Genomic DNA, 23,110 nt, shown 5'->3' on the forward strand with positions numbered 1-23,110 from the left:
ACGGACCACTGGTGTATCAGCTGTCTACCAAAGGCATAGCTGAGTAGCCAAGTCTGGACGGGATAAACGCTGAAGGCATCTAAGCGTGAAGCCCCCCTCAAGATGAGATATCCCCTCCTTCAAGGAGATAAGATCCCTTAAAGACGATAAGGTAGATAGGTTCAAGGTGTAAGTGTGGTAACACACTCAGCTGATGAATACTAATAGATCGAAGGTTTATTCTAAGGTAAAGATATGTAGAAAGATAATTCATTAATGCTGTATGAAGTTTTGAGGTTGCTATAAAGTGTTAGCAAGCGGTACCCATCTGGGACAGGCTTGCTTTTTTATTAAAAAATATATTGCCTTTTCGAGTCTAAGGTGATTAAAATTTAAATGAGAGACCTTTCAATCATGATATTATTGTATATAATCAAAAATATCATGATTGATGGTCTCTTTTTCTTATTTAGATGAGAAAATTGAAATGACAGGAGAATAAAATTTTGAGAAAAGAAATAAAAAATAATGTTACATACTTGACGTTTGAGTTATTTAAGGGTGTAAAACATGGATATTCCACAAGAATTGGTGGCGTGAGTGAGGGTGTATTTGAATCACTCAATCTTAATTTTAATAGAGGAGATTCAGATGATAATGTGCGAGAAAATTTCAAGCGCATTTCAGAGGCCCTAAATATAAATTACGATAGAATGTGCCTATCAAAACAGACTCATACCACAAATGTAATAGTTGTAGAAGAAAAAGACGCTGGCAATGGTATTGTAAGACCATTAACTTATGATAATGTTGATGGGCTTATAACAAACATTAAGGATATGCCACTGGTAACCTCGTATGCAGATTGTGTACCACTTTTCTTTTATGATCCAGTGAAGAAAGTTGTAGCGTTATCTCATTCTGGCTGGAGAGGTACAGTAGGGAAAATTGGAAGAATCACAATCGAAAAGATGTGTAAAGAATTTGATTGTAAGCCGAGTAATATATTGTGTGGAATAGGACCTAGTATTTGTAAAGACTGTTATGAAGTTAGCTCAGATGTTGCAAAAGTGTTCATAGATGTCTTTGGGGTTGACATCTGCAGGCAGATTTTGAGACCATCGGTATTTAACCCTGGAGACAAGAATAAGTATATGCTTGACTTATGGAATGCTTGCAAAATTACTTTGTTAGAAGCGGGGGTCACAGAAGAGAATATCGAGATGACAGACTATTGCACAATGTGTAATCCTAAATTATTCTTTTCTCATAGAGTAATGGGCGCTCAAAGAGGCGGTCAGGTTGCAATTATTTCACTATAAAAGTTGTAAATGATTATCTATAGAGTTTTGCCTGAGCACACAACAAACAATTACACAGTTATTACAAATAATTATTCTATAATCAACCTATAATTAGGGATTACAAATATTCATTATTAACAGCCTGAATGTAGTTCTTTATTTATAAAGTACTCGTAGGTGATTTATATGATTAGTAAAACGTTTTTAAGAAAACATGCATACTCTATTGCGAACATAATAATTATTATATTAATTCTTATTGTGTATGTATCTGTACAGATGGGTGAAATGGCCTTTTTTAAGGAGATGGCAGCTAGATGGGGCGGAGACGAATTTATAGGTGTTATACGTGCTTCAGAAGATGAATCAAAGGAAATAGTTGAAGTATTGATAGGGGAGTTGAAAAAAGCAGAAACGCAGCGAACGGTGACATTAAGCTGTGGATTGGTTAAAGTGAATCCACAATTAAGTTTTGAGAAAAATATGGAAAAGGCCGATGAGGCATTATATTTTTCAAAATCCAATGGAAAGGGGATTGTTACAGTATACAAGGATATTAAATGATATAGGAATAATAATTAATACACACATGTGTATCATTATCTATTATTTGACATTCATAGTATTTAGGTGTATTATCTCAAAGAATTTAACTAAATATTTTTACACAAATGGAGAATTAAAATGGATATTAATGGAAAATATTTGGCTCATGGGATAATACAAGGTGGCATGGGTGTAGGTGTATCTTTGTCGGAACTTGCTGGAAATGTGGCCAAACAAGGGTGCATGGGAGTTATCAGTTCAGTAAATATAGGATTCAAAGAAAAAGATTTTTTAACCAATCCTTTTGAGGCTAATATAAGAGCCTTGAAGAAACACATCGTAAGAGCCAAAGAAATTGCAGGTAGTAACGGATTAGTTGGTGTAAATATTATGGTGGCAGTTAGCCACTATGAAGAAACGGTAAAGGCTGCTATTTCTGCCGGAGCAGATGCGATTATATCTGGCGCAGGGCTACCGCTAAACCTTGCAGAATTGGTAAAAGGTACTAATACTTTATATGCGCCAATCGTTTCTAGTGCTAAAGCTGCGATGCTTTTATGCAGGACATTTGCCAAAAAAGCCCAGTCTATTCCGGATTTCATTGTAATCGAAGGTTATAAAGCTGGTGGACATTTAGGATTTTCAGCGGATGACTTAAACAATCAAACATGCCAGGATAACCTGGAGATTCTAAAAGAAGTCAAAGAAACAATAAAACCATTTGAAGAACAGTTCAAAAAGAAAATAAAGGTATTTTTGGGTGGTGGAATCTTTACCGGCAAAGATATGGCAGAGGCTATTCAAACAGGGGCGGATGGCGTACAGATTGGGACGAGGTTTATAGCCACAAAGGAATGTGATGCCAATAACGCCTTTAAGGAAGTCTTGATTAATGCATCAGAAGACGATATTCGCATTATAAAAAGTCCTGTAGGTATGCCAGCAAGAGCAATATTTACTCCTATGTTGGAAAGTTTGGAAAATGGTAAAACATTTTTTGCAAAAAAGTGCAATGGCTGTCTTAAAGCTTGCCCTAAGGGGGACAAAATTCCTTACTGCATCAGTAGAGCACTCATTGCTGCTGTTGAAGGTAATAGAGAAGAAGGTCTTTTCTTTTGTGGAGAAAATGCTGCTAGGATAGACAAAATAACTACTGTAAAAGACTTAGTTGACGAAATAATAACCGAATATCAAAGCAGTATGTCAACATTTAATATGGCATAGATGATTACAGATAATATTTGTTTGGTCTGCAAAAAATCATATAAAAAGGGTTCCATTGTTTGTTTTATGGGGGGTATGGTTTGGAACAGAAAAATAAAATGGCAATCTTCACACAATCTTCAGATTACAAACATTTAGCATTCAAATAGGAACGATAATATACAATCATCGACGAGCTAATAAAAAGAATTAGCGGCCGCTAAAGAAGTGGCTAACATCGATGACAAAAAACTTTTTCATATATCATTCTCCCAAATAAGGTTGCCCAGTGGCAACCTTATTTTTAATTTATTAGTGCTAAATATAAAATGACAGCATCTCTAAATTGGCGTGGGTTATAGCTGGTCTTACTCATTATTTTATTCAGGCGTTGTTGAACTGTATTTTTATGTATGAAAAGGGCTTGTGAAGTTGCTTGTAGTGACATTTCATTATCATAATAGGATCTCAAGAGGTCCTTCTCGTCTTCATCTATATTCCATAAAATTTTTGATTTAAACTCTTTAATAATATCATTTGAGAGAGATGCAAATAGGATTTCTAACGTTAGATTATCAAATACTACGTAGTTTGTTTTCTTAGTTTTTAATGTAGCTAAAGCGTTTCTGGCCGTAACAAAGGAATCCTTACATTTGTATATTTTAGAAGCTTTGCCTATTGCAGTTTTTACAATGTCTATATTGTTTTGCGAAAAAATCTGAAACATGTAATCGTTTTGACTAAAAGCATCTTCTTGAATCAAGCCAATAAATTCATTTGGGTATATATAAACATAAAGCCCATCTTTGACAGAGCTAAATAATGTTTCCACTCGCTGTTCTAATAAAGATTTGTTCAGAAGATTATAGCGACTATTTATTTCAATATCTACTATACGATAATCCTTAGATGTATCAATTTTAAATTCTTCAAAACATTCTTCTAAATATTCAGGATTGTCAAATTCTGAGTAAATTAAAGAATGCATTAAATACTGTTTTTTCTCTTCAATGGTACGATGTGATGCATTGATTTCCTGTTCATGTAACAGCAGAATTGCAACTCTTTCTGCTAAATGGGCGTATTTTCTTACATCTGCTGGCTCTCCTGATATTCCCACAACAGCAATTATTCTCTTGTGATAGTAAATAGGTATATTGATGCCTTTATTAGTTCCATGAAACTGGTCATTTGCGGTAACTTCAATAGTTTCTCCAGTTGTTGCAACTTGTCGACCTATTTCATGGTATGTGTCAAGACGTCTGACGTCATTTGAAGCGTATATCATACCTTTTGTGTTAATGAAATTGATGTTATAACCGCAAACGTCATGTATTGTATCAACAATTTGTTGAGCCAAATTCTTAGAAATAGATGTAATCATAGGAACTCCTTCGGATTGCTAGTGTTATGTTTAACATAATTGCGACAATAAAATCATAATAAATATTATATATAACATATCATTGCGTTTATATTTTGTCTACAATAGCACCTAATAAAATGTGTGGACCATATGAGAGGAGAAAAATATGAAGGTTGTAACGGCTATAGATTCCTTTAAGGGTAGTATGACCTCAATTGAAGCAGGGTATGCAGTGGCAGAAGGTTTTAAAATGGCAAATCGCAATGTAGAGGTTGAAGTGCGACCTCTTGCAGATGGCGGTGAGGGTACTGTTGAAGCACTTATTGAGGGTATGAATGGTGAAAGACATGAAATAATGGTTACAGGACCTCTTGGTGCTCCTGTTAACTGTGTATATGGGATTATCAAAGATTCCATGACAGCAGTGATCGAAATGAGTGGAGCAGCAGGGATTACCTTGGTACAGAAAAAAGATTTAAACCCCCTTGATGCAACAACATTTGGCGTTGGAGAAGTAATAAAAGATGCCATTGGTAAGGGTTGCAGAAGATTCATAGTAGGAATAGGTGGAAGTGCCACAAATGATGGTGGAGTAGGAATGCTTCAAGCCTTAGGCTATGGATTTTTAGATAAGTCCGGAAAACAGATTCCATTTGGTGCAAAGGGATTGAAGGATCTAGAAACTATCACTGATGACTATGTAATCCCAGAGTTAAAAGATTGTGAATTTAAAGTAGCTTGTGATGTCACAAATCCTCTTTGTGGGACCGAAGGCTGCAGTGCAGTATATGGACCTCAGAAAGGTGCAACCCCTTCTATGATTATGGATATGGATAAGTGGATGAGCTACTATGCAGCTATAGCTAGAGAAAAATATCCAAATACAGATCCAAAGTATCCAGGAACAGGAGCAGCTGGTGGAATGGGCTTTGCATTTTTAACATTTACAAACGCAATGCTACAGTCAGGTATAAAGATTGTTCTTGAGGAAACGAGATTAGAGGATTATATAAAAGATGCTGATATAGTCATCACTGGCGAAGGAATGTTAGATTTCCAAACTGCTATGGGTAAGGCACCTATTGGTGTGGCAAAGCTTGCTAAAAAATATAACAAAACAGTGCTCGCTTTTGCCGGTGGAGTCACTAAAGAAGCAATCGAATGCAATAAAAACGGTATAGATGCATTCTTCCCAATAGTTCGTGGCGTCACTACATTGGATGAAGCAATGGATTCTGTAAATGCAAAATATAATTTGTCTGCTACAGCTGAGCAGGTAATGAGATTGTTAATGGTTAGATAGAGGAGAAAGTGATGTACAATTTTACAGCGATTGGTGCCATCATTGGAATGGCATTAGCGATTATATTAATAATAAAGAAATTTCACCCAGCATACAGCTTGATTCTTGGAGCTTTAGTAGGAGGCTTAATTGGTTCACATGGTGATTTAGCTCTAACTGTTACTACTATGATGAATGGCTCATCAAGCATGATTACTTCAGTTTTACGAATTATGACATCCGGTATTCTGGCAGGAGCCTTAATCAAAACAGGCGCTGCAGAAAAAATTGCCCAGGTAATAGTAAGTAAGCTTGGAAATAAGCGAGCATTATTTGCTGTAGCTGTAGCTACAATGATTATTTGTGCTGTCGGTGTATTTATTGATATTTCAGTAATCACCGTCGCTCCGATAGCCCTTGCAATCGGTAAAGAGGCTGGCTACAACAAGCAGTCTTTGTTAATTGCTATGATTGGTGGAGGTAAGGCTGGAAATATTATTTCACCTAATCCAAACACAATAGCTGTCTCTGAATCATTTGGAGTAGATTTAACATCTCTTATGATGAAAAATATCATTCCAGCAATTTGTGCCCTTATTGCTACAGTTATTCTTGCTACAATGTTATCTAAAAAAGAAGGACTACAGGTTCTTGATACTGATTTAGAGAAAACTGAATCAAAGGAATTGCCTTCATTTACTAAAGCGATAGTTGGGCCTGTGATTGTAATATTGTTGCTTGCTTTAAGACCTATTGCAAACATAGCAATCGATCCAATGATTGCTTTACCAGTTGGTGGATTAATATGTACAGTTGCTACAGGAAACATAAAGAAATTCAGTTCCTTTGCAGAATTTGGGCTTGGAAAGGTTACTGGAGTATCAATTCTTCTGTTGGGAACAGGTACGATTGCAGGTATTATAAAGGCATCTGCTTTGCAGTCCGCAGTTATATATGTATTAAATGTATTCAATATGCCCGCGTTCCTCTTAGCTCCTATTGCAGGTATACTTATGGCCGGTGCCACAGCGTCAACAACAGCTGGAGCTACAGTAGCAGCTCAAACATTCTCTTCTGTCTTGGCATCAGAAGGAGTAAATGCCTTAGCAGCTGGTGCAATGATACATGCAGGTTCAACAGTAATTGATTCACTACCACATGGTTCATTCTTCCATGCAACAGGCGGTTCAGTGAATATGAATATTTCAGAAAGAATGAAGCTTATAGCATATGAGGCAATGGTTGGATTGACAAGTACAATAGTCGCAGTTACTCTTTACCTTATAAGCACTATATAAAATGTGAATTGTAATTGAATATTATCTGCCCCCCCTTCTGTAACACATCACCATTGCAGAAGGGTATTTTTGTGCAATGAATTTTGAACATAAATCTCAAAGAGATAAGATGTTGCTTGCATCTATATAGAGTTATTCTGAGTCAATTTATTTTGCAGAATTGGAAAAATAAGTATACTTTTACCACATAATTCAATGTTTATTGTTTTACATGATGTTACTACAATATAATTAACTAAAGGGATTTACCTTACGGAAGGTAGAAAGGACGAAGATTATGAAAAAGAGATTATACAAAAGTAATGACAGGAAAGTTTGTGGTGTTTGTGGTGGTATAGCTGATTATTTGGACATCGATCCAACTGTAATCAGATTGCTTTGGGTGATATTTACATTAGCTGGTGGTTCAGGAATTATCGCCTATATCGTTGCAGCTATCATTATGGATGATGGCCCGGATTATATAGATGTAAATTAGCCTTATAATTGGAGGATTTCTATTGTGACCATATTATTTTATATTTTATTTTTTGCTGTGTTTGGAAGGATGATTGGTTTTGCTTTTCGCGCGACCTGGAGCCTTTTTAAAGTGCTGATGTTTATAGTATTTTTACCACTAATCCTTGTGGGATTTGTTTTTGGAGGCTTGCTTTATATTGCATTTCCTATTTTAATAGTAGTAGGAATAGTTAGTTTAATTTCTAACGCTTAAAACATTATAAAGGAGTTAAAACATGGCAAAGGTGATTCTATTAAACGGTAGTGCAAAGGCAAACGGCTGCACAGCAACAGCTTTACAGGAAATGGTAAAGATTTTTGACGAAGAAGGAATTGAAACGGAAATTATTCATGTTGGAAATAAGGATATCAGAGGCTGTGTATCATGTGGAAGATGTGAGGAAAGTGGAAAGTGTGTATTCGATGACCTGGTTAATGAAGTGGCTCCTAAATTTGAAGTTGCTGATGGTTTGGTGGTGGGAAGCCCGGTTTACTATGCTTCTCCAAATGGCACAATTCTTTCATTTATGGACAGATTATTCTATAGCACTTCATTTTCAAAGCATATGAAAGTTGGTGCTGCCGTAGTAAGTGCTCGTAGAGGCGGTAACACAGCTACTTTTGACGTGTTGAACAAATATTTTTCAATTAGCGGAATGCCTATTGCTACAAGTACCTATTGGAATCAGGTACATGGTTTTAATGCTGATGATGTCAAAAAAGATTTAGAAGGTCTTCAAACAATGCGTAATCTTGCGAGAAACATGTCATTTATGATTAAAGCATATGCTGACGCCAAAGAGAAATATGGAGAACCAGTGGTTGAAAGAGATGCATTCACAAGTTTTTCTGATGGTAAATAAATGTTATGGCGAAGTATTTTCATGACAAATGGAGGATTTATAAATGATAGATGTAGCAGAATTAATTGAAAATTGGGCATCACTACTTGAGGCAAAAGCAGATTTCGCTTATGGCGAAGATGAAATATACATGGAAGACTACCTTGATTGTGTAAAAGAAACATATGATGTTATTACCATGGTATATGATCAGATTGAAAATGATTCAAAACTTTCTCCTGATTTATTAATGTCTTATTTTAATCTTATTGAGTTAGTAAGCATGTATGCAGCTCCAACTTATATGGATGAATCAGAAAATCATTCATTCGCTGTTTCGAGAATAATAGCAGAAGAGCTTGCTGCTATAGCAGCAAACTATATATACGCTAAAGAAGACGAAGCTGAACCTTTCGAGGAAGGAATAATTTCATCAGTTGCAGGATTTGAATATGAAATTGAAAGAGTCCTATATTACGATGTGAATAAAAAAGACCTAAGTGATTTCCAGGAATTGGCAGAGGCTATAGGTTTTTAGGTGTTTCATAATTAAACGGCTGCCTGTGTAAGCAGCCGTTTTTTAAAATGTTGTAGTTAATGATATTAAACATCTTGTTATTCCATTACTTTTTTAAATGCTGGAATAATCTGAGCAACAACCACCGCCTTTATTAAATCTAGCGGGATAAATGGAATGAATCCGGTGAGAAATGCTGTTTTAAAATCATAATTCATTGAATGCTTCAACCAAATCATACCAATTATATCTATTAATAAAACCCCGATAATTCCGCAAATTGTATACCATACACGATTGTATTTTTTTCCACGAATCAATGGAAGAATAATGAAAACAGCGATGAAAGCCCATGTGTAGGCTCCGTATGGTGCTATAAGATAACCAATACCATTTCCTCCACCGATGAACACTGGAAGACCCACTACACCCAGTAGAAACCAGACAAGTCCAATCAAAAAAGATTCAGTTACAGGGAACAAGAGTGCGATAAGGAAAACCATAAAATTCATTAGAGTAATCTTTGGAGCCATTGGCAGAGGTGTAGGGATGCTTAAGTAAGCAGAGATACATAGCAACGCTGCGAAAAGACTGCATAAAACCAATTTTTTAGTTGATAGAAGCTGTGTAGAATTGTTTGTAATATTTGTGTTGTCCATTTCAAGTCTCCTTAATAGTAATAGTCTTACTAACTTTAATAAGGTTAACTAAGTTTAGCTAAATTGTCAACCTGCAAATGAATAAAGGTTGACAATTGAATGATAATGGCTAATATTAATTTACTGTGGCATATATACCAAAGGAGGCTAATAATGGATATACAAGAACTGAAAGACAAAATAATTAATAGAGGAAAAATAACATATGATGAGGCTAAGGCATTGATAGATGCGCCTCTTGATGAGCTATGCGAAGCGGCAGATGAGTTAAGAAAGCATTTTAATGGGGATTCTTTTGATATGTGCGCAATACTAAGTGTTAAAGGAGGTCGATGTAGCGAAAACTGTAAGTTTTGTGCTCAGTCAAGTTGTTCGACAGCTGATATTCCCACTTTTGAGGTAAGGAATGCTGATTATGTAGTGGAAGATGCAAAAAAATATGACGGCATAGGTGTGGCTAGATACTGTCAAGTTTCGTCAGGTAGACGCCTCAATAAAAAAGAGGTTGCTCAGATAGCTGAAAATATAAAGCGGATTGTGGCTGAAACAAAGCTTGCTCCTTGTGTTTCACTAGGTCTTGTAGACAGAGAAGATTTGGAATTATTGAAGGAGGCAGGCCTTAAAAGAGTGCACAATAATATCGAAACCAGTCCCGAGTATTTCGGAAACATCTGTAGTACTCATACAACAGAAGAAAAAATTAAAGTGATGAAGCTTGTTCATGAACTGGGATTGGAGCTGTGTAGTGGTGGTGTTTTTGGTGTAGGAGAAAGTTGGACAGATAGAATTGACATGGCGTTTGCACTTACCGACATACAACCTGAGTCAATCCCTATCAATATGCTAAAACCAATAAAAGGCACTCCTATGGAAGACAGAAAAATGATAAGCGAAGAAGAATTACGAAGAATAATTGCTATTTTTAAATTCATCCTTCCAAAATCCTTCATCAGATTTGCGGCAGGACGCGATGTGTTAGAGGATTCTGGCCTACAATGTTTTAAAGGCGGCTGCAATGCCACAATCACTGGAAATATGTTGACAGTAAAGGGAGTATCAATTACTGAGGATTTGAAAAATATTCAAGATTTGGGATACAAACTGGCGGCAGAATAGATTGCTATTTACCTATCAAAAGAGTATGCTTTAGAAAAACGTACGAGAAGGGAGATAGCAGTATGATTACCAGAGATGAGGCATTTGAACTATTAAAGAAATACAACAAGGACTCATTTCATATCCAACATGCACTGACAGTAGAGGCAGTTATGAAATGGTATGCAAATGAACTAGGTTATGCTGATGAGGCAGAGTATTGGGGTATTGTAGGACTTTTACATGATATTGATTTTGAACTCTACCCAGCGGAGCATTGCTTGAAGGCACCAGAGCTTTTAAGAGAAGCTGGCGTCAGTGAAGATATAATTCATGCAGTGTGTTCACATGGATATGGAATTACAGTAGATTGCGGCGAAACAATCGATGTTGAACCAACTAGAGAGATGGAAAAGGTTCTTTTTGCAGCTGATGAGCTGACCGGTTTAATATGGGCTGCAGCCTTGATGCGCCCTTCAAAGAGTACAAAAGATATGGAACTGAAATCTCTTAAAAAGAAATATAAAAGTAAGGGCTTTGCTGCTGGCTGTTCACGCGAGGTAATAGAACGTGGTGCCAATCAACTGGGATGGGATTTAAATGATTTGCTTGAGAAGACATTGCATGCGATGGCTGATTGTGAAGATGCGATAAATGACGCAATTAGTGCGTGATAAAAAATATATAATATTTTATCTATGAAAAATTTTTTCGTCAACGTTATTACAGTTGGTAGGAGTTATATAATATCTACGTGTTAAATACAAATTTTCTATGAAGATATAATATGCCAAATTTAACCTTGCTACTTATTGTAAATAATGGATTTAAATGCTTTATTTACATTAAGTAGCAAAGATTTTAAATTTCCTATTCATGTAGCTCCAATGGTAGTCCGTCTGGATCAAAAAAGAAAGTCATCTTTTTGCTTGTAAATTCGTCAGTTCTTATTGGTTCACAGTCGATTCCAAGTTCGCAAAGTTCTGACACAGCTGTTTCAATATCTTCAACTTTAAAAGCTAAATGTCTAAGACCACAAGCTTCTGGGTATGAGGGCCTTTTGGGTGGATTCTTAGGAGCAAATATCTCTAGTTCGGTTGATTCATTTACTTTTAAATCAAGCTTCCAATCATCCTTTTGTGGTCTATAATTTTCTCGGATAACAGCAAATCCTAGTTTATTAACATAGAAATCTCTAGATTTCTCATAATCTGAAACGATAATTGCAATGTGATGTATTGCAGATAAATTTATATTATATTTCTGAGTTTCCATAGCAATCCTCATTTTATTAAATTTCTACTTATAGGATAGAGAATATAAGTAGAAATTTATCATTATCAGTCTACCCAGGTGACAGGATTTCCCTTTCTTTCCAGAGGATTACGCTCGGGAACACCTTTTTCAGGATATCCTAGTATCAAACCGCCAGTAATGGTTTCATCCTCGGCAAGGCCCTTTTCAATCATAAAATTACGTATAGTCTCATTTTCATCCAACCAGTGAAGTTGATTAATCCAGCATGACCCCAAATCAAGTGCATTAGCGGCAATCATCATATTTTCAAGGGCACAGGCGCTATCTGCCATTGCATTTCCATAACCTCGACGGTTTGCAGTCACTATAAAGACTGGGGCTCCATAGTGAAATACATACTGACCTGATTTGGCAGCATTAATAGAATTTTTAATAGAAACATAAGTGTCTTCTGCCACTTCCATTTTTGAAAATTCTTGTTTCACCAACTCTTCAAGTGTAGAAAGCGTATCTTCATCAGTAATAACTATAAAATGTGTCGATTGGCTATTTGAACCACTTGGCGCGTATCGTCCGGCTTCGATTACTTTTTCTAGAAGTTCCCGTGTTGGAATCTTATTTTTAAATCTACGGGTGCTTCTTCTAGTAAGGATTGCTTCTAATGCTTCCATGTCTTTATCCTCCTTTTTGGATTAATTAAATAGTAGAGTATGTGTTTTTGATATGCCGTATTCAATCAGTACTGTGTTATAAAGCTCCGTTCATTGATTTCTACAGGAATTTTATTCTTTTTCAAATCGTATATATCAATATATTTATCATTGGCTAGTGCTTTTATAAACATATAGATTTCCTGTTCAGTTCCTTGGACTTCAGCAGTTACGGAGCCATCATATTCATTTTTCACATATCCAGTCAAACGATATTCATCAGCAATATAATTAGCTTTGTACCGAAAACCTACACCTTGTACTCTTCCAGTGAATACCATATGGTATCTAACTAATTCTCTCATTGATGTATCCTCTTTTGATAATGTTCACCTATTAATTATATAGTTCTATTCTACTGAATGAAATATTAACGCTAAATTTTCTAATGTATAATTCTATTTTGTGCAATTATAAGACTGTAGAATATAAATATTTTGATAATCTATGAACTTTTTGCGACATTTATCTTTTTTTATCCATTATAATGTAAAATTCTTTTATTAAAAAATAGTAGCTAAATAAGGAGGAGAGAATTTTGCAAACACATATCAAACGAATAACTAGTGTAATAGCTATTGCGGCTCTTACATTCACCATGTTTTTGTCCAACAGCATAGACACCATGGCTAAATCAGAGACGGTAAAGCTTTCAGGGGAATCTTCTGATTTTGTTTTATTGAGCGATGTTGTTCCAGACGCAATACAGGAAATCAGATATTATTCTACCTACAACTTTGTTGGTGATAGAATTGCAGGTTATGAAGAGCCTGTCGCACTCATAACCAAAGAGGCTGCGGTTGCACTAAAAGAAGTAAGTGATGAGCTTGTGGGAAAAGGGTATCGACTGAAAATATATGATGCATATCGTCCGCAAATGGCTGTTACCAATTTTATGAATTGGGCGTTGGACACAAGTGATATAAGAATGAAGCAATACTTCTATCCTGAGTTGGATAAGTCAGTACTGTTTCCTCAAGGATACATTGCTGAGCACTCTGGCCATAGCCGTGGAAGTACTGTAGATCTTACTCTTTTCGATATGACGACAGAAAAAGAAGTGGATATGGGCGGAACCTTCGACTACTTTGGAGAGTTAAGTCATCCAGATTATAAGGGAATAACCGAACAGCAATATGCCAATAGAATGTTACTTAGAGATGTAATGATGCGTCATGGTTTCAATCCACTTGAGGAGGAATGGTGGCATTTTACATTGAAAAATGAGCCATATAAGGATACCTATTTTACATTCCCGGTTACCACAAAATCTGTTGTATCGTCAGCAAACACACACAAAGTGTCAGCTTCAACAACCACCATGCTTGGTGATTCACCTAAATGGATTACTAATCTTCCACAATCCAAAAATACTTCACAAATGTTGGTAGTTGCAGCATATGATACAACCGTAGCATGGATTTCTTTAAATGAAAAAGGTACAGACGGGAAGTGGCGAACCATTATTACTACTCCTGGTTTTATAGGAAAAAATGGTCTTGGCAAAACTAAAGAAGGTGATGCAAAAACACCTGTTGGAACCTTCAGTTTCAATGCTGCATTCGGTATCGCACCTGACCCCGGCTGCAGTATACCTTATATTCAGGTTGGAGATGATCAATATTGGTCAGGTGATGTAAATCCTGGCATGCAATACAACAAAATGGTAAATATCAAAGACTATCCTAATCTTGATAAAGAAAACAGCGAGCATATTATTGAATATACTAGGCAGTATCAATATTGCCTGAATATCAGCTATAATGCCGAAGGTACACCAGGGCTAGGCTCTGCGATTTTCTTACATTGCATGGGGCCTAGCAAACCTTACACTGGTGGCTGTGTCGCAGTCCCAGAAAATCAGATGAAGCTCATTATGCAAAATGTAAAACCTGATTGTACCGTTATTATCGACACTATGGGAAATTTAGGTGCAGAATTCTAATAATAAAAGAGGGCGGGAAATTCTCCTGCCCTCAATGTTTTTTTCGTTTATTTTTTTATTTCATCATACAAATCTACTAGATACTTTCCATAAACTGGATGAACCAAATATGGATTAAGCTCACAAAGAGGCTGCAAGACAAAATCTCTTTTGTGCATTTCATGATGTGGTATTTTCAAATCTGGTTCATTAATAACTAAATTATCATACAGCTCAATATCTAGGTCTATAGTTCTTGGTCCCCAGTGAATTTCTCTCGTTCTATGCAAATCAAGTTCAATTTTCTGAAGAAAATGAAGTAGTTCCTCTGGAGATAACATGGTCTTTATAGCGATTGCCCCATTAAGAAAATCATTCTGGTCCACATAGCCATATGGCTTTGTCTTAATCAATGTAGACACATTTACATTTTTATTGAATATGGAATCATTAATGTATTTTACTGCCGTTTCAATATTAGATCTGCAATCACCCATATTAGAACCTACACCAATGTAGGCATTATGCCAGCTTCGTGTTATCACCACAGCCACATTTTCTACATTAAGTCTTATAGGTGCCCATGGTTTATCTACCTGGATTGTCACACTATCCACTAATGGAAATTCGAGTAGAATCCTTCTGGCAATTTCATCACCTAATGACTCAATCAAATTGAATCTTTCCTTTTCTACGATTTCACCAATTAAGTGACATACTTCGCTATAATTTACTGTCTTTTCACAGTTGTCCTCCTTCAATGCATCTGGAGAGTTTACTGTCAGTTTCCCAGAAATAATGAATTTTTGCCCCAGTCTTTTTTCTTCTTCCAACACTCCATGGAATCCAAAGAATTCAAGTTTATTAATTAAAATATCGTATCTCATTTTTCTTCCTTAATTATTTAGTGCAGTTCATAATAGCATCTGCAATCTCTAACGCACGTTTATTACTTCTTACATCATGAACTCTAAAGAAATCACTTCCATAAGTTCTACCTAAAACATTTAAAGCAATAGTTCCTTCGGTTCGCTCTTCCACAGGCAGATTACTGATATTTCCTATAATGGACTTGTTAGAAATACCAAGTAATACAGGATAGCCTAATTCCTTCATACTTTTGATTGCAGGAATTGACCATTTATTTTCTTCCAAATTCTTTGCAAAGCCAACACCTGGATCAAGAATAATATTTTCGTCTTTAATTCCTGCAGTCTTTGCAATAGTGATTCGTTCCTGAATCTGAGGAATAAATGTATTTAAGAACTCTTTTTCACTAGCAGATTCTAGCTTTATTGGATTATTATGCATAACACAAATCGGCACATTATACTTAGCACAAATCTTTGCCATTTTGTGTCCTGGGTCCTCTGGATAATTAAGTCCCCAAATATCATTTATCATATCTGCGCCAGCATTTAATGCGGCTTCTGCTACAGTCCATTTGTATGTATCCACAGAAATTGGAGTATCATAATTCTCCTTAAGTTTTTCAATTACAGGAAGAATTCTGTCTAGCTCTGCCTCTACAGAAATCATAGTATATCCTGGACGTGTGGATTCACCACCGATATCGATAATATCCGCGCCATCCTCAATCATTTGGTTGGCCTGATTGAGTGCTGCATCAACATCCGAATATTTACCGCCATCAGAAAATGAGTCTGGTGTCACATTTAATATTCCCATAATATAGGATTTTCCACAGTTTAAATCAAAATCTCTCTTTCCTATAATCATAATTTATGTTTCTCCTTGAAGTTGTACAATTTCAAAATGTAATTTTTCTTCTTCTTTCCATTTACAGGTATCAATGGCCTGACATTCAAAACACTTTCTAGATATTTGGTCTGCTATTCTAAAGCACTCCTTTAAATCAAGCTGTTTTGTGTTTCTTAATTCCTGTATTTTTGAAATAGAATAACGTCCTCTATGACTACTGATTAATTCCACGATTTTTTCTATCTCTACGGTGTTATATCCGCAATCCGGAAGAATTTTTTTAGCTAGTTGACAGGAAATAGCTTCGTGATTATCTGCCGCTATATCATATCTACCTAAATCATGTAATAGCGCTGCTCCAAAAATAATATTTTCGTCAGCATCGATTCCACTTTCTTTTGTCAATATCATACTAATTTCTGCAACTGTAAAAAAATGATCTAAACCGTGCCTACAATAAATTCTATCCTTTTCTAGCTCGTTTATTTGATTAAGACAGAATTTATAATTGCTGTTCTCAAGTATCTTGTGATACATCATAAAATAGCCTCCATCGCAGAACCCTTTGTCTACAATGGAGGCGTAACTTCGCATCTACGTAGCAGCGGGATGCGACCATAAAACCGCGGACAAACCTTCGTCTAAATGACAACTCCCTGTTCACCTAGCACTTAACGCTCTACAGTCTACTCTGCATTTATTTTCATAGATTATATTCAAAAATATACTAATATACAAGTACTATTAACTGCTGAATATAACACTTGTTTTTATCAATAATACTACAAGAAAAAGTGATGTCGTTCTCTCTTATATATTTTGTCTAAAATCTAGTTATGCATACCGGAAGATTGAGAAAATTTAACCACTGCCCACGAAATATAGCATCTTCTTCGATTGAGGTTGACATAGCTATGATTGGATGATATCATCTATATCGTTGTAAGGAACACTACGACACGCGGAAGTGTCGGAACTGGCAGACGAGCAAGACTAAGGATCTTGTGCTCATTGCGAGCGTGCGGGTTCAAGTCCCGCCTTCCGCATTGGTTGTAGAGGCCTAGAAACATTGAGAAATCAATGTTTCTGGGCTTTCTTTTTTGGAAAAAGGGATTATTTTGAGGGGTTCCCTAAGGGTTCCCTCGCTGCTATCATCCTGTGAGTCCAGTAAATCTCTTACATTTTCTAAGTAGTCTTTCTTTGCAAAGCTGTAGAACTGCAAGTTGGTCTGAATTGAATGTCCTAACATTGCTGCTCTATCTGCAACAGAAATCCCCATTGGTAAAAGTACATTTGAATTAAGTGACATTCTAAGAGCATGGTTGTTGGTTACATGGAAACCTTTTGACTGACATAATCGTCTGAGGAAAGTTTCGTATGCATCCTTCTTAATCCAGTCACCATCTTCATGGCAGAAAATGAATTCTGAATCAATTCCAAGAGCATCCTGCTTATCTTTTATTTCAAGAAGTAAGTTCTTAATTTTCCTAGTAAGTGGAAACTCTCTACCATCCTGAGAAATGCCTTTCTCATTCTTTGTACAAGTGTCATAGTAATAAACTTTTTGTCCGTTCTCTTTAACTGAAAGCTGCTGTGCATGGATATGAATAGATGTAGCTAAAATATCCTCCCATTTGAGGGCACAGAGTTCACCAACACGGACACCTGTTTCAATAGCAAAAAGCGCTGCATAGCCATTAATATAATAGCTTCCCCATTTCTTCTTAGTCATACGATATCTTATTTCATCTTTGATGATATCGATTTCTTCTGGGGAAAGAATCTTATCCTCTGGCTTAGCTTTTCTAGTATCGCAGGACTTCATATAAGGCTTGTTTTTAATCATCTCCACTGGATTAGTAGGGATAATCTTATGAGCGTAAGCATAGCCAAATATGAGGTTAAGAATACCTTTGTAGCTAAAGAATGCCTTTTGCTTTGGATGTTCTCTATTGACCCATTCCTGAGTGTATTGCTTAAGGATTAAGTCATTGACGTTTCTGATATCCTTTGAGGCAAGCTCTTTTGAAATATAGTGTTTAAAATCAACTCTATTCTTTGCGAGAGTGTTTGCCTTCGGATTCTCTGTCACTTCTTTTTCATGCAATGCAGCATTGAAAACAGATTCAATAGAGTAATCCCTGATACCTGTTGTGTAATAAGCAAAAAGCTTTTCCATAAGACCATCATAGGTGACAGCTTTTATCTTTTTACCATCAGGCATCTTGGTGCTGTAATAATCTTTGGGATTATTAGGCGTTGGCTCGTGATGGGCTATCGAACGAGGTAACCCATCAGCTGTAACATGACTGTTTAGTACCAGTCTGTCACGTATAGCTTGTTCTTTTTTTGATATCAATTCTAGTTCATTTCTGACACCGTCTGCGTCTATAATACCCAAGGAGTGCTGTACATTCAAGAACTCCCTTTGGCTTTCAAGTGATTTACGTGCTTTAAAAACTTCTAATACATCTACATTATTTCCCATATTCCCTCCAAATAAAAAAGCACCTGGTAAGGAAAACTCCTTATCAAGTGCTGTGAAATGTTTATAGTTACTGGCTACCCGAAGGCATGAAAAAGACAGCCCGATAAAGGCTGCCTGGTAAGGTGAAACTGTGTAAACTGTAAACAGGTTATTTTAAAACTTTTATTTTCTTATATAAATTTTTATACGTTTTCATCTTTTTACTGTTTAACTGTTTACACTGTTTACAAATATCTAATCAATAAATGGATTTTCATTTTCGTCAATATCAGGTTCAAAGTCTGGTGGATTGATTCTTCTCCAGGCTCTTTGTGTTCCATATTCTTTAAATCTATGGCTTGTCAGCTTTGCGTAGTCGTTCATTTTTTGATCCATGATTTCTGATATTGCGTTTGATTCCCATTGAGCTGCTGTTTCATAGGCTGCATGATTAAGAGCTTCGAGAAAAAGCATTCTAATGCAGACATATTTTGGTTTCTTTTCATCAAGATAGTTCCTTATTGCTGTTTCTATTGGATCTTCAGGCGAATATCTTTCCTGTGCCTTTAAAAGCTCGTCATTTAGCTCCTTCGGAAGCGTAAGAGAATAATCGCCTGATTGATAGATGACCATAATTTCAGCCCATAGCTGTTCGATATAAGCTCTAGAATGAGCTTCATTGTCAAGGATGTGGCACTCAGCGTTTTCCATGTGAACTTCAATAGGAAGGAATCGTCGGTTTCCTGATTTATCCATAGGAAGGAACTGTGATTTATTTGATGTTCCAGCAAATACACACTGTCTTGGATGGTCTACTGCATACTTATCATATGGGGCTCTGTAATTATCGTATTGACGACTTACAAATGACTTTGTTTCTTCAACCATCTTTGAATTCAATACGGCAAGCATTTCGGGCATTTCTATAATCCAGTGCCCTTGTAAGCGCTGAAATGCTCTGTCATCATCAAGTCTTTTGATATCATCAGAGAAGTAAATATCATCCATTGCCAAGAATCTCAGGAAAGTGGATTTACCTGCACCTTGTCCTCCTACCAGGCAAAGCATAAGCTCAAACTTTTTACCTGGTTCAAAGACTCTAGCAATAGCACCAAGCATAAACACCTTAAGTGACTCTGTAGCAAGCTTTGTTTTTTCAACTCCTAAGAAATAGTGAAGCGCATCACCTATGCGACTTTTTCCATCCCATTTAAGAGATAGAAGCTTCTCTCTGATAGGATGATATCTATTTTCCTTTCCAACAACTCTGACAGCTCGCTCAATCATTTTGTCGTTCTTAAGGTGATACATTGTCTCAAGATAAGTTATGATGTTATCTAAATCTGTATCGGAAAAGCTGGGGGATTCCCTATGCCAGCCTAAGTCTTTGCATATATCATATTTCTGACTGAGTTCATTGAACTTAATAGCACCTTTCAATACTGGATCATTTCTAAGAGCGTACTGGCAGTTGTAATTGCTTTGCAGTACCTTTCCTTTTTCATCAACCTCAAGCATTGAAGCTACATCATTGCCTTCATCCTTATCAGGCGGTGTGATTTTGTAGCCCTCGCTTTCAAGTATTGTTGTTATCATTTTGTAGCTATCGTCTGATAGATTAGTTGAGTTCTTCATTTCTTCTCTTAACATTCGCAATCTCTCCTTTGTAAGTGTTTATAAAATCAATCTGCTCATCTCGGTAACCGAAAGTAAGCTCGTCAATCATCCAGTCGATACGGTCTAGATTCATGAGAGCTTCTTCAAAAAGCGGATGGCAGTTATCTAAGCCTTGCTCCATTGTTGGAGCATAGTTTTGTTTGAACATACGAATCTTTTCTCTGTATTCATGCAAAGAAAAAAGAGCATCTCGGACATATAAGTCGAATGCTCTTTGAATCTGATATTCATTATTCTTTTGTAGGATAGTTGGATTTTGTTTAGGTGGCTTTGACGATTGCTTATGTGGGGATAAAAATCCGCAGTCTATGCCAAAATCATTTGCAATTTTAGTGGCTGCAGCAAGTGGTGGCAGACTAAAAAGTTTTCCAACGAAATCAACCACATCACCAGTAGCACCACATCCAAAGCAGTAGTATCTGATATCCACCTTAAGACTTGGTGTCTTATCATTGTGAAATGGACATTGGCACAATCCATTTCTGTTTGGATTCATTCCATAAAAAATGGCTGCATCCTTCACAGATACAGCCGACTTAACTTCTTTAAAAATATTCAATTTTAAGTTCCTCTTATCTTTCTTTATCGCGATTACGTTTTCTTGTTGCAACGTGAACATCTTCTTGTTGCATTCTCATCATTTCTTCTGCCATCTTTTTAATCTGATATGCCTGAACAGCCGTATCATGGCATTTGTCGTAGACAAGCTCAATATCAATTATTCTTTTTTCAAGAGCTACCAATTCATTCTTTAACACTGACCAATTAGGCTTTTGACCACACCAAAAGTTATCAAGCATTCGTTTGGCTAAGTGGTATTGATTCAATTCATTGCTGTGCTCGTCTTTATATTTCTGCTGATTTCTCTTTAACTTAAAAGCGAATTGCTTGTCATAAACGGGCTTGTACTTTTTGTACATTTCCAGATATCTAAAAGCTTTTTTAATATCTTTAATTCGATCATCTATGTGTGAAATATCTGTTGATAATTCATCTGAATCTCTGTAGGCTTTACGAACAAAACTTGTTAGTCCTTCCATGGATGAAATATTGTTTTGAGTCAGAAATAGAATTGTCTTCGCATGAGCTTTTAAATTGTTAGTTTTTCCTTTTCTGCTCCAAGCATTGTCATTTCGCTTGCTATAGTAATCGCTAACAAGCTCTCCAAGTGAAGGAACATAAATCTTTTGCTTATGACAGCTTTTCAAGAAATCAGAAAGCCATTCAAATAAATCCTGTAGGTTAGTTGATAGCTTTGTAATCATTTCATTGAATGCTTTTATCCTTCGATTCTCGTCACCGATTTCAGTCCTTATGCCTTTTGCTTCCATAGCTCTAACGTGTGGGCCTTCATGAACTGTAGGAAGAATATCAAGCCCTTGTTCTGCGTAAGAACGATTATCAATTCTGCAACTAAGCCCTTTGTCCTCAAAAGCTTTATTAAAGATATCTGCATAGGCTTTTCTCCAGACATTTAGCATCTCAGGTGAACCCCAGTCTGTTGTTGGGACCGCATTGAAAGCATATTTACCATTTGGCTTTTTTATACGTTCACCATTTTCATCAATGAGATATTCTCGCCTTTGCTTTTCTCCCCAGGTTCCATCTTTATTGAGTGGTCTGATAGGAATTAACATGTGTACATGAGGATTAGGGATGCCACCATCTCTATCAGGGTTATGAACAGCGTAGTCTACAATCATTCCTTTTGCTAGGAAGTTTTCTTTTATAAATCGTTGAGCTAACTCAAGATTTTCTTCATAGGTTAATTCATTTTGAAGAGCAAAATTGAAATTGTAGCAAAGCTGGGCTTTTGGATGCTTTTCGATTCTTTCGAGTTCGTTGAAAAGTGTTTCTCGGTCACGAAGTCTTTCAGGTGCATAGTCGGGAAGCAAAAGCTCTTTGAAAATGACTCCTTCCTTTTTTGTGTAGTCATGAATCTTTCCATAGTAATCATCATGAATCCTCTCGCCTGTGATGTAAGCATCAGCTGCAGTAGCACTTTGGCCTTTACCACGACTGACCTGTGTAACATGAAAATGATATAGGGCCATTTAGTATTCCTCCTTTACCTTGCAGATGAGTTCTACAACTTTTTTCTTAATAGCTGGAATAGAAAAAAGAGCATCACATAATGCCATGAATTGGTTATCTGTTAGCTCTTTTGTTTCTGGGAGCAATGACTCTATGTGACCTGCCCTGGTGCAAAGTCTGTGAGTTCTTCGCTTACGTTCCTGTTTACTTTGTTGCTTAGCTTTGTTCTCGAGCCTTGTGAGTTCGTGCTGAAATCGCTCACATCTTTTAATTGATTTTTCATAAGATGTAGTAGCTTTCTCTAAATCTCTTCTTGCTTTTGCAAGCTTTGGCGGAGTAACGAAAGTGTTAGCTTCTTCCTGTTCAGTTTGTTTTTCCATAAATTAAACTCCTTTCAAAATTAATAATGTGTAAAGCCACAGCTTTTCGATTGCTTGCAATCCCGGAGCGACAGCGAACGCAAATCGGCGAAGCCAGGAAGACTTTTGCAACGCAAAACGCACATACCTCTTAAAGAGGTATAGAAGTGCGCCCTTACTTAAAAGTAAGGGATTTGAAAAGCACTACGGCGGTGGATTTTCATCCTTCTACTTAGATGATACGGTCAAAAATCTTAAAACTAGCGAATTGTCAACATCTTGCGCAGGATTGAATCGTTAATAAGGAAAAATAGAAATTTGTGTGCAAATCTGCACGCGAATCTAAAAAATTACTCATAAATTTATAGAAA

24 protein-coding genes, 1 tRNA gene, 1 rRNA gene and 1 riboswitch are annotated in these 23,110 nt (G+C 36.4%); of the genes, 13 read left to right on the top strand and 13 right to left on the bottom strand.

The window, feature by feature from the left end; all coding sequences use genetic code 11:
- The 4 genes from BLV53_RS15425 to BLV53_RS15440 form a co-directional block, all read left to right on the top strand.
- A 23S ribosomal RNA gene (locus BLV53_RS15425) occupies window positions 1-224 on the top strand; the annotation flags it as partial.
- A 261-nt stretch (window positions 225-485) separates the two neighbouring features.
- Entirely contained in the window at window positions 486-1,301 is an 816-nt protein-coding gene (gene pgeF, locus BLV53_RS15430) for a peptidoglycan editing factor PgeF (RefSeq protein WP_090302494.1), read from the top strand.
- Between the two features lie 168 nt (window positions 1,302-1,469).
- Complete coding sequence (locus BLV53_RS15435; protein ID WP_090302495.1) at window positions 1,470-1,847, top strand: GGDEF domain-containing protein; 378 nt, start codon at window positions 1,470-1,472, stop codon at window positions 1,845-1,847.
- A 120-nt stretch (window positions 1,848-1,967) separates the two neighbouring features.
- A complete protein-coding gene (locus BLV53_RS15440; RefSeq protein ID WP_090302497.1) occupies window positions 1,968-3,053 on the top strand; it encodes an NAD(P)H-dependent flavin oxidoreductase in 1,086 nt (361 codons plus the stop codon).
- Window positions 3,054-3,336: 283 nt separating this feature from the next.
- Here BLV53_RS15440 and BLV53_RS15445 read toward each other — a convergent pair whose 3' ends face one another.
- The gene (locus BLV53_RS15445; RefSeq protein WP_090302500.1) at window positions 3,337-4,416 is read right to left on the bottom strand and encodes a CdaR family transcriptional regulator; all 1,080 of its coding nucleotides are present in this window, start codon (window positions 4,414-4,416) and stop codon (window positions 3,337-3,339) included.
- Window positions 4,417-4,564: 148 nt separating this feature from the next.
- Here BLV53_RS15445 and BLV53_RS15450 point away from each other — a divergent pair, with 148 nt between their 5' ends.
- From BLV53_RS15450 to BLV53_RS15475, 5 genes are all read left to right on the top strand, one after another.
- The gene (locus tag BLV53_RS15450) at window positions 4,565-5,701 is read left to right on the top strand and encodes a glycerate kinase family protein (RefSeq protein ID WP_090302502.1); all 1,137 of its coding nucleotides are present in this window, start codon (window positions 4,565-4,567) and stop codon (window positions 5,699-5,701) included.
- Between the two features lie 11 nt (window positions 5,702-5,712).
- Window positions 5,713-6,978, top strand: coding sequence for a GntP family permease (locus tag BLV53_RS15455; RefSeq protein ID WP_090302505.1), 1,266 nt, complete (start codon window positions 5,713-5,715; stop codon window positions 6,976-6,978).
- Window positions 6,979-7,255: 277 nt separating this feature from the next.
- Complete coding sequence (locus BLV53_RS15460) at window positions 7,256-7,456, top strand: PspC domain-containing protein (RefSeq protein WP_090302507.1); 201 nt, start codon at window positions 7,256-7,258, stop codon at window positions 7,454-7,456.
- Between the two features lie 256 nt (window positions 7,457-7,712).
- Window positions 7,713-8,339, top strand: coding sequence for a flavodoxin family protein (locus BLV53_RS15470; protein WP_090302511.1), 627 nt, complete (start codon window positions 7,713-7,715; stop codon window positions 8,337-8,339).
- Window positions 8,340-8,382: 43 nt separating this feature from the next.
- Complete coding sequence (locus BLV53_RS15475; protein WP_090302513.1) at window positions 8,383-8,856, top strand: hypothetical protein; 474 nt, start codon at window positions 8,383-8,385, stop codon at window positions 8,854-8,856.
- 77 nt (window positions 8,857-8,933) lie between these two features.
- Here BLV53_RS15475 and BLV53_RS15480 read toward each other — a convergent pair whose 3' ends face one another.
- On the bottom strand, window positions 8,934-9,494 hold the full coding sequence (locus tag BLV53_RS15480; RefSeq protein WP_090302516.1) for a biotin transporter BioY: 561 nt from the start codon (window positions 9,492-9,494) through the stop codon (window positions 8,934-8,936).
- A 153-nt stretch (window positions 9,495-9,647) separates the two neighbouring features.
- Between BLV53_RS15480 and bioB the strand changes: the two genes are divergently transcribed.
- On the top strand, window positions 9,648-10,610 hold the full coding sequence (gene bioB, locus BLV53_RS15485) for a biotin synthase BioB (protein WP_090302518.1): 963 nt from the start codon (window positions 9,648-9,650) through the stop codon (window positions 10,608-10,610).
- 62 nt (window positions 10,611-10,672) lie between these two features.
- Window positions 10,673-11,263, top strand: a complete 591-nt coding sequence (locus BLV53_RS15490) for an HD domain-containing protein (RefSeq protein ID WP_090302520.1) — start codon at window positions 10,673-10,675, stop codon at window positions 11,261-11,263.
- Between the two features lie 196 nt (window positions 11,264-11,459).
- Here BLV53_RS15490 and gloA2 read toward each other — a convergent pair whose 3' ends face one another.
- The 3 genes from gloA2 to BLV53_RS15505 form a co-directional block, all read right to left on the bottom strand.
- On the bottom strand, window positions 11,460-11,843 hold the full coding sequence (gene gloA2, locus BLV53_RS15495) for an SMU1112c/YaeR family gloxylase I-like metalloprotein (RefSeq protein WP_090302558.1): 384 nt from the start codon (window positions 11,841-11,843) through the stop codon (window positions 11,460-11,462).
- An 86-nt stretch (window positions 11,844-11,929) separates the two neighbouring features.
- Window positions 11,930-12,517, bottom strand: a complete 588-nt coding sequence (locus BLV53_RS15500) for a nitroreductase (protein WP_090302522.1) — start codon at window positions 12,515-12,517, stop codon at window positions 11,930-11,932.
- 65 nt (window positions 12,518-12,582) lie between these two features.
- On the bottom strand, window positions 12,583-12,861 hold the full coding sequence (locus BLV53_RS15505) for an acylphosphatase (RefSeq protein WP_090302524.1): 279 nt from the start codon (window positions 12,859-12,861) through the stop codon (window positions 12,583-12,585).
- A gap of 233 nt (window positions 12,862-13,094) precedes the next feature.
- Between BLV53_RS15505 and BLV53_RS15510 the strand changes: the two genes are divergently transcribed.
- Complete coding sequence (locus BLV53_RS15510; RefSeq protein ID WP_207646245.1) at window positions 13,095-14,501, top strand: M15 family metallopeptidase; 1,407 nt, start codon at window positions 13,095-13,097, stop codon at window positions 14,499-14,501.
- Between the two features lie 47 nt (window positions 14,502-14,548).
- On the opposite strand, the gene folK is transcribed toward BLV53_RS15510, so the two are convergent.
- The 3 genes from folK to BLV53_RS15525 are packed head-to-tail and all read right to left on the bottom strand — an operon-like array spanning window position 14,549 to window position 16,742.
- Entirely contained in the window at window positions 14,549-15,367 is an 819-nt protein-coding gene (gene folK, locus BLV53_RS15515; RefSeq protein WP_090302526.1) for a 2-amino-4-hydroxy-6-hydroxymethyldihydropteridine diphosphokinase, read from the bottom strand.
- Between the two features lie 13 nt (window positions 15,368-15,380).
- Window positions 15,381-16,220: a dihydropteroate synthase gene (folP, locus tag BLV53_RS15520; RefSeq protein ID WP_090302528.1), complete on the bottom strand. Its 840-nt coding sequence runs from the start codon at window positions 16,218-16,220 to the stop codon at window positions 15,381-15,383.
- A gap of 3 nt (window positions 16,221-16,223) precedes the next feature.
- On the bottom strand, window positions 16,224-16,742 hold the full coding sequence (locus BLV53_RS15525) for an HD domain-containing protein (protein ID WP_170830902.1): 519 nt from the start codon (window positions 16,740-16,742) through the stop codon (window positions 16,224-16,226).
- A 60-nt stretch (window positions 16,743-16,802) separates the two neighbouring features.
- Window positions 16,803-16,898, bottom strand: a riboswitch (THF riboswitch).
- A gap of 265 nt (window positions 16,899-17,163) precedes the next feature.
- On the opposite strand from BLV53_RS15525, the gene BLV53_RS15530 reads away from it, so the two are divergent.
- Window positions 17,164-17,248: transfer RNA gene (locus BLV53_RS15530), tRNA-Leu, on the top strand.
- Window positions 17,249-17,262: 14 nt separating this feature from the next.
- Here the strand turns inward: BLV53_RS15530 and BLV53_RS15535 are convergent.
- From BLV53_RS15535 to BLV53_RS15555, 5 genes are all read right to left on the bottom strand, one after another.
- The gene (locus BLV53_RS15535) at window positions 17,263-18,690 is read right to left on the bottom strand and encodes a tyrosine-type recombinase/integrase (RefSeq protein WP_090302532.1); all 1,428 of its coding nucleotides are present in this window, start codon (window positions 18,688-18,690) and stop codon (window positions 17,263-17,265) included.
- Window positions 18,691-18,924: 234 nt separating this feature from the next.
- Window positions 18,925-20,319 carry a virulence-associated E family protein gene (locus tag BLV53_RS15540; RefSeq protein ID WP_090302534.1) on the bottom strand — a complete coding sequence of 465 codons (1,395 nt, stop codon included), beginning with the start codon at window positions 20,317-20,319 and terminating at the stop codon, window positions 18,925-18,927.
- The gene (locus tag BLV53_RS15545) at window positions 20,288-20,905 is read right to left on the bottom strand and encodes a CHC2 zinc finger domain-containing protein (RefSeq protein WP_207646246.1); all 618 of its coding nucleotides are present in this window, start codon (window positions 20,903-20,905) and stop codon (window positions 20,288-20,290) included. The genes BLV53_RS15540 and BLV53_RS15545 overlap by 32 nt, the downstream gene beginning before the upstream one ends.
- Window positions 20,906-20,918: 13 nt before the next feature.
- On the bottom strand, window positions 20,919-22,400 hold the full coding sequence (gene mobQ, locus BLV53_RS15550) for a MobQ family relaxase (protein ID WP_090302539.1): 1,482 nt from the start codon (window positions 22,398-22,400) through the stop codon (window positions 20,919-20,921).
- A complete protein-coding gene (locus tag BLV53_RS15555) occupies window positions 22,401-22,760 on the bottom strand; it encodes a DUF3847 domain-containing protein (protein ID WP_090302541.1) in 360 nt (119 codons plus the stop codon).
- Window positions 22,761-23,110 lie beyond the last annotated feature (350 nt).

The organism is Pseudobutyrivibrio sp. ACV-2 (genome assembly GCF_900107545.1).
GTDB lineage: Bacteria > Bacillota > Clostridia > Lachnospirales > Lachnospiraceae > Pseudobutyrivibrio.

Coding starts and splice junctions, on each gene's coding strand:
- BLV53_RS15435 (WP_090302495.1), top strand. CDS start 1,470: ATGATTAGTAAAACGTTTTTAAGAAAACATGCATACTCTATTGCGAAC.
- BLV53_RS15440 (WP_090302497.1), top strand. CDS start 1,968: ATGGATATTAATGGAAAATATTTGGCTCATGGGATAATACAAGGTGGC.
- BLV53_RS15445 (WP_090302500.1), bottom strand. CDS start 4,416: ATGATTACATCTATTTCTAAGAATTTGGCTCAACAAATTGTTGATACA.
- BLV53_RS15450 (WP_090302502.1), top strand. CDS start 4,565: ATGAAGGTTGTAACGGCTATAGATTCCTTTAAGGGTAGTATGACCTCA.
- BLV53_RS15455 (WP_090302505.1), top strand. CDS start 5,713: ATGTACAATTTTACAGCGATTGGTGCCATCATTGGAATGGCATTAGCG.
- BLV53_RS15460 (WP_090302507.1), top strand. CDS start 7,256: ATGAAAAAGAGATTATACAAAAGTAATGACAGGAAAGTTTGTGGTGTT.
- BLV53_RS15470 (WP_090302511.1), top strand. CDS start 7,713: ATGGCAAAGGTGATTCTATTAAACGGTAGTGCAAAGGCAAACGGCTGC.
- BLV53_RS15475 (WP_090302513.1), top strand. CDS start 8,383: ATGATAGATGTAGCAGAATTAATTGAAAATTGGGCATCACTACTTGAG.
- BLV53_RS15480 (WP_090302516.1), bottom strand. CDS start 9,494: ATGGACAACACAAATATTACAAACAATTCTACACAGCTTCTATCAACT.
- bioB (WP_090302518.1), top strand. CDS start 9,648: ATGGATATACAAGAACTGAAAGACAAAATAATTAATAGAGGAAAAATA.
- BLV53_RS15490 (WP_090302520.1), top strand. CDS start 10,673: ATGATTACCAGAGATGAGGCATTTGAACTATTAAAGAAATACAACAAG.
- BLV53_RS15500 (WP_090302522.1), bottom strand. CDS start 12,517: ATGGAAGCATTAGAAGCAATCCTTACTAGAAGAAGCACCCGTAGATTT.
- BLV53_RS15505 (WP_090302524.1), bottom strand. CDS start 12,861: ATGAGAGAATTAGTTAGATACCATATGGTATTCACTGGAAGAGTACAA.
- folK (WP_090302526.1), bottom strand. CDS start 15,367: ATGAGATACGATATTTTAATTAATAAACTTGAATTCTTTGGATTCCAT.
- folP (WP_090302528.1), bottom strand. CDS start 16,220: ATGATTATAGGAAAGAGAGATTTTGATTTAAACTGTGGAAAATCCTAT.
- BLV53_RS15525 (WP_170830902.1), bottom strand. CDS start 16,742: ATGATGTATCACAAGATACTTGAGAACAGCAATTATAAATTCTGTCTT.
- BLV53_RS15535 (WP_090302532.1), bottom strand. CDS start 18,690: ATGGGAAATAATGTAGATGTATTAGAAGTTTTTAAAGCACGTAAATCA.
- BLV53_RS15540 (WP_090302534.1), bottom strand. CDS start 20,319: ATGTTAAGAGAAGAAATGAAGAACTCAACTAATCTATCAGACGATAGC.
- mobQ (WP_090302539.1), bottom strand. CDS start 22,400: ATGGCCCTATATCATTTTCATGTTACACAGGTCAGTCGTGGTAAAGGC.
- BLV53_RS15555 (WP_090302541.1), bottom strand. CDS start 22,760: ATGGAAAAACAAACTGAACAGGAAGAAGCTAACACTTTCGTTACTCCG.